This is a genomic window from Enterobacter sp. GD03975 (assembly GCF_029838645.1).
Lineage (GTDB): Bacteria > Pseudomonadota > Gammaproteobacteria > Enterobacterales > Enterobacteriaceae > Enterobacter > Enterobacter quasihormaechei.
This window is the reverse complement of record NZ_JAOBZC010000008.1, coordinates 158,158-170,265: the sequence shown is the minus strand read 5'-3', so window position 1 is coordinate 170,265 and position 12,108 is coordinate 158,158. Positions and strand designations below refer to the sequence as shown.

Annotated in this window: 10 protein-coding genes; 2 read left to right on the top strand and 8 right to left on the bottom strand. The window is 55.7% G+C overall.

Annotation, left to right across the window (positions count from 1 at the left end; all coding sequences use genetic code 11):
* Nucleotides 1-95 precede the first annotated feature (95 nt).
* A complete protein-coding gene (folA, locus tag N5C09_RS14700; RefSeq protein WP_003856431.1) occupies nucleotides 96-575 on the top strand; it encodes a type 3 dihydrofolate reductase in 480 nt (159 codons plus the stop codon).
* A 38-nt stretch (nucleotides 576-613) separates the two neighbouring features.
* Here folA and apaH read toward each other — a convergent pair whose 3' ends face one another.
* From apaH to lptD, 6 genes are read right to left on the bottom strand one after another with little or no spacing between them, the layout of a single operon-like run.
* The gene (gene apaH / locus N5C09_RS14695) at nucleotides 614-1,462 is read right to left on the bottom strand and encodes a bis(5'-nucleosyl)-tetraphosphatase (symmetrical) ApaH (RefSeq protein ID WP_204642707.1); all 849 of its coding nucleotides are present in this window, start codon (nucleotides 1,460-1,462) and stop codon (nucleotides 614-616) included.
* Nucleotides 1,463-1,466: 4 nt separating this feature from the next.
* Nucleotides 1,467-1,844, bottom strand: a complete 378-nt coding sequence (gene apaG / locus N5C09_RS14690) for a Co2+/Mg2+ efflux protein ApaG (RefSeq protein ID WP_003856425.1) — start codon at nucleotides 1,842-1,844, stop codon at nucleotides 1,467-1,469.
* A 3-nt stretch (nucleotides 1,845-1,847) separates the two neighbouring features.
* Complete coding sequence (gene rsmA / locus N5C09_RS14685) at nucleotides 1,848-2,669, bottom strand: 16S rRNA (adenine(1518)-N(6)/adenine(1519)-N(6))-dimethyltransferase RsmA (protein ID WP_063450688.1); 822 nt, start codon at nucleotides 2,667-2,669, stop codon at nucleotides 1,848-1,850.
* Nucleotides 2,666-3,655: a 4-hydroxythreonine-4-phosphate dehydrogenase PdxA gene (gene pdxA, locus N5C09_RS14680; protein WP_102750038.1), complete on the bottom strand. Its 990-nt coding sequence runs from the start codon at nucleotides 3,653-3,655 to the stop codon at nucleotides 2,666-2,668. Before pdxA ends, rsmA begins: the two co-directional genes overlap by 4 nt.
* Nucleotides 3,652-4,938, bottom strand: coding sequence for a peptidylprolyl isomerase SurA (surA, locus tag N5C09_RS14675; RefSeq protein WP_279749302.1), 1,287 nt, complete (start codon nucleotides 4,936-4,938; stop codon nucleotides 3,652-3,654). The genes pdxA and surA overlap by 4 nt, the downstream gene beginning before the upstream one ends.
* 53 nt (nucleotides 4,939-4,991) lie before the next feature.
* The gene (gene lptD, locus N5C09_RS14670; protein WP_017383802.1) at nucleotides 4,992-7,343 is read right to left on the bottom strand and encodes an LPS assembly protein LptD; all 2,352 of its coding nucleotides are present in this window, start codon (nucleotides 7,341-7,343) and stop codon (nucleotides 4,992-4,994) included.
* A 239-nt stretch (nucleotides 7,344-7,582) separates the two neighbouring features.
* On the opposite strand from lptD, the gene djlA reads away from it, so the two are divergent.
* Nucleotides 7,583-8,398, top strand: coding sequence for a co-chaperone DjlA (gene djlA, locus N5C09_RS14665; protein WP_102750036.1), 816 nt, complete (start codon nucleotides 7,583-7,585; stop codon nucleotides 8,396-8,398).
* A gap of 32 nt (nucleotides 8,399-8,430) precedes the next feature.
* Here djlA and rluA read toward each other — a convergent pair whose 3' ends face one another.
* Together rluA and rapA are read right to left on the bottom strand one after the other, a co-directional pair.
* The gene (gene rluA / locus N5C09_RS14660; RefSeq protein ID WP_279749301.1) at nucleotides 8,431-9,090 is read right to left on the bottom strand and encodes a bifunctional tRNA pseudouridine(32) synthase/23S rRNA pseudouridine(746) synthase RluA; all 660 of its coding nucleotides are present in this window, start codon (nucleotides 9,088-9,090) and stop codon (nucleotides 8,431-8,433) included.
* A 12-nt stretch (nucleotides 9,091-9,102) separates the two neighbouring features.
* The gene (gene rapA / locus N5C09_RS14655) at nucleotides 9,103-12,009 is read right to left on the bottom strand and encodes an RNA polymerase-associated protein RapA (protein ID WP_063867437.1); all 2,907 of its coding nucleotides are present in this window, start codon (nucleotides 12,007-12,009) and stop codon (nucleotides 9,103-9,105) included.
* Nucleotides 12,010-12,108: the final 99 nt, after the last annotated feature.

Genomic DNA, 12,108 nt, shown 5'->3' with positions numbered 1-12,108 from the left:
TTAAAAAATTTCTAATTCTTTACCCTGCCGCCAGTCGACGAAAGATTAAGCTTTCCGTATAGTGGCGGCAATTTTTTGCATCCGGGAAATTTTCAATGATCAGTCTGATTGCAGCGCTGGCGGTAGACCGCGTTATCGGCATGGAAAACGCCATGCCGTGGAACCTGCCTGCCGATCTCGCATGGTTTAAACGTACGACGTTAAACAAGCCGGTAGTGATGGGCCGCCTGACCTGGGAGTCGATTGGTCGTCCATTGCCAGGGCGTAAGAATATTGTGATCAGTAGCCAGCCGGGCACAGACGATCGCGTTCAGTGGGTTAAGTCCGTTGATGAAGCGATTGCCGCCTGCGGTGATGCCGAAGAGATCATGGTGATCGGCGGCGGTCGTGTTTATGAGCAGTTCCTGCCAAAAGCGCAGAAGCTGTATCTGACCCACATTGATGCGGAAGTGGAAGGGGACACGCATTTTCCGGATTACGATCCGGATGAGTGGGAGTCCGTGTTCAGCGAGTTTCACGATGCGGATGCGCAAAACTCACACAGCTACTGCTTCGAAATTCTGGAACGTCGTTAACGGTTTTATCCTCTCCCGGTGGGAGAGGATAAACATCCTCAGGAAGCGACCGCTTCACCCTCACCTAAGCCCAGCTGTCGGTTGGATGGCTGCACAAAGTAAGCTTTATCTTCCCAGCGTAAGCAGGTTAAATCCCCACCCCAGCAGCATCCGGTATCCAGTGCATAGATATTTTCCGGCGTACCTTTCCCTTCCAGAGAGGCCCAGTGGCCAAATACCACGCTGTATTCATTCGTCACGGGGCCCGGAATGGCAAACCACGGCTTAAGCGGCGCAGGGGCATTTTCCGGCGTATCTTTGCAATACATATCCAGCTGCCCGTTCGGGAAGCAGTAGCGCATCCGCGTAAACGCATTGGTGATAAAACGCAGTCGCGCCAGGCCGCTGAGGTCATCACTCCAGTTGTTCGGCATGTCGCCGTACATCGCATCGAGGAAGAACGGATAGGAGTCGCTCGCCAGCACCGCTTCCGCGTCGCGCGCGCAGGTTTTTGCCGTCTCAAGATCCCACTGAGGGGTGATGCCGGCATGGGCCATCACCAGTTTTTTCTCTTCGTCAATCTGGAGCAACGGCTGGCGACGCAGCCAGTTGAGCAACTCGTCGGCGTCCGGTGCTTCCAGCAGAGGGGTAATACGATCTTTCGGCTTATTACGGCTGATCCCGGCGTATACGGCCAATAAATGCAGATCGTGGTTGCCCAGCACCAGCCTCACGCTGTCGCCCAGAGATTTGACATAGCGGAGGACGTCCAGCGAGCCTGGACCGCGCGCCACTAAGTCGCCTGTGAGCCAGAGCGTGTCCTGCCCGGGAATAAAGTCGACCTGTTTTAATAATGCGATCAGTTCATCGTAGCAACCGTGAACGTCGCCAATCAGATATGTAGACATTAGATTAATGAATAAGTGTAGGTACGGCGAGACGGAATACGGGAATGGCAATGCGGAAGGCATTACCGTCGGCATCGACCATTTCGTAATGGCCCTGCATGGTGCCCAGCGGCGTTTCAATTACCGCGCCGCTGGTGTACTGATACTCTTCGCCAGGGGCGATATGAGGTTGTTCACCGACCACACCTTCACCCTGGACTTCAATTTCGCGGCCATTGCCGTTGGTGATAAGCCAGTAGCGCCCGAGCAGCTGCACGGGCATCCGCCCCAGATTGCGAATGGTTACGGTATAAGCAAAGACAAAACGTTCTTCATCCGGTGTGGATTGGGACTCAATGTAGACGCTTTGAACCTGAACACAGACGCGGGGCGAATCAATCATGGCTTAGCTCTCCTTCGGCGGCGCATTGTCGCTGATGTAATTAGCCAGCTTGCAGTACTGCTCAACGGAAATATTTTCCGCACGCATTGCCGGGTCGATACCCAACTCAGCTAACACGTCAACGGTAAACAGATTGCCAAGGCTGTTACGAATCGTTTTACGACGCTGGTTAAAGGCTTCAGTGGTAATACGGCTCAGCACGCGCAGGTCTTTGACCGGGTACGGCATCGTTTTATGCGGCACCAGGCGTACCACCGCAGAATCCACTTTTGGCGGCGGCGTGAACGCGGTAGGCGGTACTTCTAATACCGGGATCACGTTGCAATAATATTGCGCCATCACGCTTAAACGACCATACGCCTTACTGTTCGGCCCTGCAACCAGACGGTTAACGACCTCTTTTTGCAGCATGAAGTGCATGTCGGCAATGGCATCAGTATAGCTAAACAGATGGAACATCAGCGGGGTGGAGATGTTGTACGGCAGGTTACCGAACACGCGCAGCGGCTGGCCCATTTTTTCTGACAGTTCGCCGAAGTTCATGGTCATCGCATCTTGCTGATAAATCGTCAGCTTCGGCCCGAGGAACGGATGCGTTTGCAGACGCGCGGCCAGATCGCGGTCAAGTTCGATAACGGTCAGTTCGTCAAGGCGTTCGCCTACCGGCTCGGTCAACGCGGCAAGACCCGGGCCGATTTCGACCATGGCCTGGCCTTTCTGCGGATTAATGGCAGAGACGATGCTGTCGATCACGAACTGATCGTTGAGAAAGTTTTGCCCGAAGCGTTTACGGGCTAAGTGGCCCTGATGGACTCGATTAGTCATTGAGTATTAACAATCATTTTGATGGCGAGATTAAGCGCCGTAATAAAACTGCCGACATCCGCTTTTCCCTGGCCTGCCAGATCCAGCGCAGTACCGTGGTCAACGGACGTTCGAATAAAGGGTAAACCGAGGGTGATATTCACCCCGCGGCCAAAGCCCTGGTATTTTAGCACGGGCAGACCCTGATCGTGGTACATCGCGAGCACGGCGTCAGCATTATCCAGGTATTTGGGCTGGAAAAGGGTGTCGGCAGGCAATGGCCCGCTGAGGTTCATCCCCTTCGCCCGCATCTCCTCAAGTACCGGAATGATGGTGTCGATCTCTTCGGTGCCCATATGTCCGCCCTCACCCGCGTGCGGATTCAGGCCACAAACCAGCACATGCGGCTGCGGAATGCCGAATTTGGTTTGCAGATCGTGATGCAAAATGCCGATGATCTCACGCAGGAGTTCAGGCGTAATGGCATCCGGAATGGCTTTGATGGGCAGGTGAGTCGTAACCAGCGCAACGCGCATTTCTTCGGTTGCCAGCATCATGACCACTTTCGGGCTGTGCGAACGCTCTTCGAAAAATTCGGTATGCCCGGTAAACGGAATGCCCGCGTCGTTGATTACGCCTTTATGCACCGGACCGGTGATCAGGGCGGCAAATTCGCCCTTCAGACACCCGTCACAGGCGCGCGCCAGCGTCTCGACAACGTAGTGGCCGTTTTCAGTGTGTAACTCACCGGGGACAACAGGTGCACGAAGCGGAACAGAGAGCAGGGTGAGGGTGCCAGCCTGCTGCGGTGCGGGCTGTTGGCCTTCAACGTAAGGGATGAGCGTTAAAGGCAGACCGAGCAAGGCTGCCCGGTCTTGTAACAGTGTTGCATCAGCGCAGACAACCAGCTCGACCGGCCAGCTGCGCTGGGCGAGCTGAACCACAAGGTCAGGCCCAATCCCGGCGGGTTCGCCGGGAGTGATCGCAACACGATGCGGCTTCATCAGTTGCTCAAGACCTTCACGTAAGCGCTGGCGCGTTGTTCCTGCATCCAGGTTGCGGCTTCTTCAGAGAACTTACGGTTGAACAGCATGCGATACGCCCGGTCTTTCTGTGCCGCGTCGGTTTTATCCACGTTGCGGGTGTCCAACAGCTGGATCAGATGCCAGCCGAAGGAGGAGTGCACGGGTGCGCTCATCTGGCCTTTGTTCAGCTTCATTAACGCATCGCGGAAAGCCGGATCGTAAATATCGGCTGCCGCCCAACCCAGGTCACCGCCCTGGTTAGCAGAGCCAGGATCCTGAGAGAACTCTTTTGCCGCTTTATCAAAGGTGGTTTTACCGCTCTTGATGTCTGCCGCGATCTGTTCCAGCTTCGCACGGGCCTGATCGTCAGTCATGATCGGAGACGGTTTAAGCAGGATATGACGCGCGTGAACTTCGGTGACGGAAATGTTCTGGCTCTGGCCGCGCAGATCGTTCACTTTCAGAATGTGGAAGCCCACACCGGAACGGATAGGACCGACGATGTCGCCTTTCTTCGCCGTGCTCAGCGCCTGTGCAAACAGGGATGGCAGCTCCTGAATACGTCCCCAGCCCATCTGGCCGCCTTTCAGCGCCTGCTGATCAGCAGAGTACGTGATGGCCAGCTTGCCGAAGTCATCGCCATTACGCGCCTGCTCAACGATAGCGCGCGCCTGGCTTTCTGCCTCAGCCGCCTGATTGGAGGTTGGGTTTTCCGGCAGTGGGATCAGGATGTGGCTCAGGTTAAGCTCGGTGCTGGCATCATTCTGATTACCCACCTGTTTTGCCAGAGCTTCCACTTCCTGGGGCAGGATGGTGACGCGGCGACGGACTTCATTATTACGCACTTCTGAAATCAGCATCTCTTTACGGATCTGATTACGGTAGGTGGCATAGCTGATGCCGTCATAGGCCAGGCGGCTACGCATCTGATCCGGGGTAATGTTGTTCTGCTTTGCGATGTTGGCGATCGCCTGATCGAGCTGCTCGTCAGAGATCGTCACGCCCATTTTCTGGCCCATTTGCAGGACAATCTGATCCATGATCAGACGTTCCAGGATCTGGTGGCGCAGCGTGGCGTCATCCGGAAGTTGTTGACCTGCTTCGCCCGAATTGAGCTTTACAGATTTCATCAAACCGTCAACGTCACTTTCAAGCACGACGCCGTTGTTAACCACAGCCGCGACTTTATCGACAACCTGTGGGGCCGCGAAGCTGGTATTCGCAACCATAGCGACACCGAGTAGCAGCGTTTTCCAGTTCTTCATACTTTTTCCATTTCAATTAACCGCAAAGCGGATTACGTTGTAAATCAAGCACATTACAATGAACTACGATACGGCAGAATGTTCGAGCGCAGCATCTGCTGCGTGCCCAGACCGTAGTTAGAACTCAGGCCGCGCAACTCGATATTAAAGCCAATCACGTTATCGTATTTGCCCTGACTGTTTTGCGTATCCCAGCCGTTAAGTTTGCGTTCGTAACCGACACGTATTGCGTAACAGCAGGAGTTATATTGCAGACCTAACATCTGGTCGGCAGGTTTTTGGGCATTCGTGTCATAGTAGTAGGCCCCGACGACTGACCAGCGATCGGCGATCGGCCAGCTCGCGGCAGTACCTACCTGTGAAATACCGTCTTTGTATTGGTCCGTATTCGCATAGTTAGGCAGCGTCGCCTGGATATACTCCGGGCTGGCGTAACGATACGTCAACTGCAACATACGGTCTTCATCACGACGATACTCAATGGCAGCGCTGCCCGTCGCGATATTGTCCAGTCGTGTATCGTACTGAACACCACCGCGCAGACCCCAACGATCCGTCATGCGCCAGTAGGTGTCGCCTGCCCATACCAGTGAGCCCGTTTTGTTGTCTTTCTCCCAGTTAATGTCGTCATCACCGGTACGAGACTCGGTGAAATAGTAGATTTGACCAACAGAAACGTTAAAACGTTCAACGGCAGCATCATCATAAACGCGCGTTGTGACGCCGGTCGTTAACTGGTTAGCAGACGCAATACGGTCAAGGCCGCCGTAGGTACGGTCACGGAACAGGCCGCTGTAGTCTGATTGCAGGAAAGACGAGTCGTAGTTTTGAATTTTGCTCTGATCGCGATAAGGCACGTAGAGATACTGCATACGCGGCTCAAGCGTCTGGGTGTATCCATCGGCGAGAAGGCCCATATCACGTTCGAAGATCAGCTTTCCGTCCATTTTGAACTGCGGAAGCGTACGGTTTACCGACTCTTCAAGATCGGTGCCATAGCGTTTGTTATACCAGTCCAGATTCTTCTGCTGGTAGTGGGTAGCCATCAGCTTGGCTTCGGTGTTCAGGCTCGCCCAGTCGTTTGACCATGGCAGATTGATCGTCGGCTCGATATGCAGACGCGTTGATTCCGGCATATCCGAGTTGGTGTTGACGAAATGAACCGCCTGAGCATAAACGCGCGTGTCGAAAGGACCCACATCGTTCTGATACCAGTTCACGTCCAGCTGCGGCTCTGCACCGTAGGTACTGCGCGATTGCGTATCAAATACCTGGAACTGCTTGGTCGACACGGTGGCGTCGAAGTTCTCAATGGCGTAACCCACGCTGAATTTCTGCGTGGCGTAACCGTCGGTACTGGACCCGTATTTAGAGTCAAAGTCGTTGAAGTAATACGGATCGCTGACCTTGGTATAGTCGATGTTGAAGCGCCATACCTGATCCAATACCCCGGCGTGCTTCCAGTAGTACATCCAACGGTGCTTATCGCCTTCGGAAGGATGCTCGTCCTGGAACACTTTATCTGATGGCAGATAATCAAATTCCATCAGACCCGCGCCCGCCTTGGTCAGATAGCGGAACTCGTTCTCCCACATGATGTTACCGCGCTTGTGGATATAGTGCGGCGTGATCGTGGCGTCCATGTTGGGCGCAATGTTCCAGTAGTACGGCAGGTAGAACTCAAAGTAGTTCGACGTGCTGTACTTGGCGTTCGGGATCAGGAAGCCCGAACGACGTTTGTCGCCCACCGGCAGTTGCAGGTAAGGACTATAGAAAATTGGCACCGGGCCAAGCTTGAAGCGGGCGTTCCAGATCTCGGCGACCTGTTCTTCACGGTCGTGGATCACTTCACTGCCCACGACGCTCCAGGTATTTGACCCAGGCAAACAGGACGTAAACGTGCCGTTTTCGAGAATGGTGTAGCGGTTTTCGCCGCGCTGCTTCATCAGGTCTGCGGTTCCGCGACCCTGACGGCCCACCATCTGGTAATCACCTTCCCAGACGTTGGTATCTTTCGTATTCAGATTGGACCAGGCTTTCGGACCTTTCAGGATGACCTGATTGTCGTCATAGTGCACATTACCCAGCGCATCCACCGTACGGACAGGCGCCTGGGCACCTTCCGGTTGCTTCTGGTGCAATTGCACTTCGTCAGCCAGCAGGCGGCTGTTTCCCTGGTTAATATCGACATTGCCCGTAAAGGTCGCGTTGTCAGGATAATTACCTTTTGCGCTGTCGGCATTAATGGTGACGGGTAAGTCATTCGTATCGCCTTTCACCAGTGGGCGATTGTAACTTGGGACGCCAAGCATACACTGCGAGGCGAGATCGGCTGCGAGCCCCTGTTGGCTATACAGGGCGGTGCCAATCATTGTGGCCAGAAGGGTGGGGATACGTTTTTTCATACGTTGTATTTTATTGTTCCGTCATCAGTGGCTACGGCTTACAAACGCTCAGAGACTATCTTACTCATCAGCGCAGTACCAGCGTTAATCCTGCCCGTTTGCGCGCCAGAGTGTTAGGCTCGCTATCGAATGACGAGTATGATAATGCAAATTATAGGCGATGTCCCTCAATTGACCGTGGCGCGACCACTGTAATGATGGCGTTGCGTCGGCCAGGAACATGACCATTCGGGGAGTATATGCAGTATTGGGGTAAAATAATCGGCGTTGCGTTCGCAATTATTATGGGGGCCGGATTCTGGGGCGTCGTTCTTGGCCTCATTATCGGCCATATGTTTGATAAGGCACGCAGCCGCAAAATGGCCTGGTTTGCCAACCAGCGCGAGCGCCAGTCACTCTTTTTCTCCACCACCTTTGAGGTGATGGGGCATTTAACCAAATCAAAAGGGCGCGTAACGGAAGCCGACATTCAGGTCGCCAGCGTCTTTATGGATCGCATGAATCTGCACGGCGAATCACGCATCGCGGCGCAGAATGCGTTCCGGATTGGTAAATCAGATAACTACCCGCTGCGTGAAAAAATGCGGCAGTTCCGTAGCATCTGTTTCGGGCGCTTTGATTTAATTCGGATGTTTCTGGAAATTCAAATCCAGGCCGCTTTCGCGGATGGCTCTCTGCATCCGAATGAACGGGACGTCTTATACGTAATTGCCGAAGAGCTGGGCATTTCCCGTATGCAGTTCGATCAGTTCCTGCGCATGATGCAGGGCGGTGCGCACTTTGGCGGCGGTTATCAGCAGCAATCGTCCGGCGGCGGCTGGCAGCAGGCGCAGCGTGGCCCTACGCTTGAAGATGCCTGTAACGTCCTCGGCGTGAAGCCGTCTGACGATGTCACGACCATCAAACGCGCGTATCGTAAGCTGATGAGCGAGCACCATCCGGATAAGCTGGTGGCGAAAGGCCTGCCGCCGGAGATGATGGAGATGGCGAAACAGAAAGCGCAGGAAATCCAGAAAGCCTACGAGCTGATTAAAGAGCAGAAAGGTTTTAAATAAAAAAAGGCCCGACACAGCGTCGGGCCTTTTTTTCAGAAGTCCACCGGGGCTTTGAACGTCATGGTGTTGCCGAAAGCAGGGTGGGTGATGGTGAGCGTCTGCGCATGCAGTTGCAGGCGCGGCGCTAACGCCAGCGCTTCCGGCGGCGCATAAAATCTGTCTCCCAGAATGGGGTGACCCATCGCCAGCATATGCACGCGCAGCTGGTGGGAGCGCCCGGTAATCGGCTTCAGCAGGACGCGGGCGGTGTTATCCGGCGCGTACTCCAGCACTTCATACTCGGTTTGCGCTGCCTTGCCGGTTTCATAACACACCTTCTGCTTTGGCCGGTTCGGCCAGTCGCAAATCAGCGGTAAATCCACCAGCCCTTCCGCCTGCGCCGGATGGCCCCACACGCGGGCGATATACTGCTTCTTCGGCTCGCGCTCGCGGAACTGACGCTTAAGCTCGCGCTCAGCCGCTTTATTCAGCGCCACCACAATCACGCCGCTGGTGGCCATATCCAGACGATGGACAGACTCGGCCTGCGGATAATCGCGCTGAATGCGCGTCATCACGCTGTCCTTGTGCTCATCCAGACGGCCCGGCACGGACAACAAGCCGCTTGGCTTGTTGACCACCATAATGTGCTCATCCTGATACAGAATGACCAGCCACGGATCCATCGGGGGATTGTAGGGCTCCATTACCATCTTGCGCTCCGCTTACTGATGCGTCACAACGATAAGGCGCAGGGCGTCGAGACGCCATCCCGCCTGATTCAGGCTTTCCAGCACCTGCTGACGGTTGCTCTCAATCGCGGCCAGTTCATCGTCACGAATGTTCGGGTTCACCGCTTTCAACGCTTCCAGACGCGACAGTTCAGCTGACAGCTTCTCGTCAGCTTCGCTGCGCGCCGCATCGATCAGCTCTCTGGCCGCTTTTTCGGCCTGAGCTTCACCCAGTTGCAGGATGGCATGCACGTCCTGCTGCACCGCATTCACCAGCTTGCTGCCGGTATGGCGGTTGACCGCGCTCAGCTGGCGGTTGAAGCTTTCAAACTCCACCTGGCCGGCCAGGTTCGTACCGTTTTTATCCAGCAGCAGACGCACCGGCGTTGGCGGCAGGAAGCGGTTAAGCTGAAGCTGTTTCGGCGCCTGCGCTTCCACAACGTAGATCAGCTCCACCAGCAGCGTGCCCACGGGCAACGCTTTGTTCTTCAACAGGGAGATGGTGCTGCTGCCGGTATCGCCGGAGAGGATCAGATCCAGACCGTTGCGGATCAGCGGGTGCTCCCAGGTGATGAACTGTGCGTCTTCGCGGGACAGCGCCACATCACGCTCAAAGGTGATGGTGCAGCCATCTTCCGGCAGGCCCGGGAAATCCGGCACCAGCATATGATCGGACGGGGTCAGCACGATCATGTTCTCGCCGCGATCGTCCTGGTTAATACCGACGATGTCGAACAGGTTCATGGAGAAGCTGATCAGGCTGGTGTCGTCGTCCTGTTCTTCAATACTTTCGGCAAGCTGCTGCGCTTTTTCACCGCCGTTAGAGTGGATCTCCAGCAGGCGGTCGCGCCCCTGCTCCAGCTGGGCTTTCAGCGCGTCGTGCTTCTCGCGGCAGGATTTAATCAGCTCATCAAAGCCGTCGGTATTTTCCGGTGCCGCGAGATAACCGATCAGATCGCCATGCACTTGGTCATAAATGGTGCGGCCCGTCGGACAGGTATGTTCAAACGCATCCAGCCCTTCGTGATACCAGCGAACAAGAACGGACTGAGCGGTTTTCTCCAGATACGGTACATGGATCTGAATGTCGTGCGCCTGGCCGATACGATCCAGACGGCCGATACGCTGCTCCAGCAGATCCGGGTTAAACGGCAGATCAAACATCACCAGATTGCTGGCAAACTGGAAGTTACGGCCTTCAGAACCGATTTCGGAGCACAGCAGAACCTGTGCGCCGCTGTCCTCTTCACCAAACCAGGCCGCAGCGCGGTCGCGCTCAACAATGGACATGCCTTCGTGGAACACGGCGGCGCGAATACCTTCACGCTCGCGCAGAACCTGTTCCAGCTGAAGCGCGGTGGCGGCTTTGGCGCAGATCACCAGCACCTTCTGGGAACGGTGCGCGGTCAGGTAGCCCATCAACCACTCCACGCGCGGATCGAAGTTCCACCAGGTGCCGGTGTCGCCTTCAAATTCCTGATAAATCTGCTCCGGGTAGAGCATGTCGCGTGCGCGATCTTCCGCCGATTTACGGGTGCCCATGATGCCGGAGACTTTAATCGCGGTCTGATACTGGGTCGGCAGCGGCAGCTTGATGGTGTGCAGCTCGCGTTTCGGGAACCCCTTCACGCCGTTACGGGTGTTGCGGAACAGCACGCGGCTGGTGCCGTGACGGTCCATCAGCATGTCGATCAGCTCTTTACGCGCGGATCCCGCGTTATCGCTGTCGCTGTTCGCGGCCTGAAGCAGCGGCTCGATGTCCTGCTCGCCAATCAGATCGCTCAGGGTGTTGAGTTCATCATTAGAGAGACGATTACCTGCCAGCAGCAGCGCGACGGCATCCGCTACCGGACGGTAGTTTTTCTGCTCTTCAACAAACTGCTCAAAATCGTGGAAACGGTTCGGGTCGAGCAGGCGCAGACGGGCAAAGTGGCTCTCAAGACCCAGCTGCTCCGGCGTTGCGGTCAGGAGCAGAACGCCCGGTACGCGCTCGGCAAGCTGCTCGATCGCCATGTATTCACGGCTTGGCGCATCTTCGCTCCAGACGAGGTGGTGGGCTTCGTCGACGACCATCAGATCCCATTCAGCGTCGCACAGATGCTCCAGGCGCTGCTTGCTGCGGCGCACGAAGTCCAGGGAGCAAATCACCAGCTGTTCGGTTTCAAACGGGTTGTCCGCGTCGTGCTGGGCTTCGGCATAACGCTCGTCGTCGAACAGGGAGAAGCGCAGGTTAAAGCGGCGCAGCATCTCGACCAGCCACTGGTGTTGCAGCGTTTCCGGCACCACAATCAGCACGCGCTCGGCAGCGCCAGAGAGCAGCTGCTGGTGCAGGATCATGCCGGCTTCGATGGTTTTACCCAGGCCCACTTCGTCAGCCAGCAGCACGCGAGGCGCATGGCGACGGCCCACGTCATGGGCGATGTTCAGCTGATGGGGGATCAGGCTGGTACGCTGACCGCGCAGGCCGCTCCACGGCATGCGGTACTGTTCACTCTGGAACTTACGCGCGCGGTAGCGCAGGGAGAAGCGATCCATTCGGTCGATTTGCCCGGCAAACAGACGGTCCTGCGGCTTGCTGAACACCAGTTTGCTGTCGAGCAGCACTTCACGCAGGATGACGTTCGTCTCGTCGGTATCAAGGCGCGTTCCGATGTAGGCGAGCAGTCCATTCTCTTCTTTTACGTCTTCAACCTTTAGCTGCCAGCCGTCATGGCTGGTCACGGTATCACCCGGATTGAACATTACGCGGGTAACAGGGGAGTCATTGCGAGCGTACAGGCGGTTTTCACCGGTAGCAGGGAAAAGGAGGGTAACCATGCGCGCATCGACGGCAACGACGGTTCCTAATCCAAGTTCGCTTTCTGTATCGCTGATCCAGCGTTGACCAAGTGTAAAAGGCATAGTTGTTCGGCTCTAATCTTTAATTGCAGGCAATAGTTCGACCCCCGTCAAAAAAGACGGTCATCGAAAAATGGGTCCGGGAATGGAAAGGGCGCTATG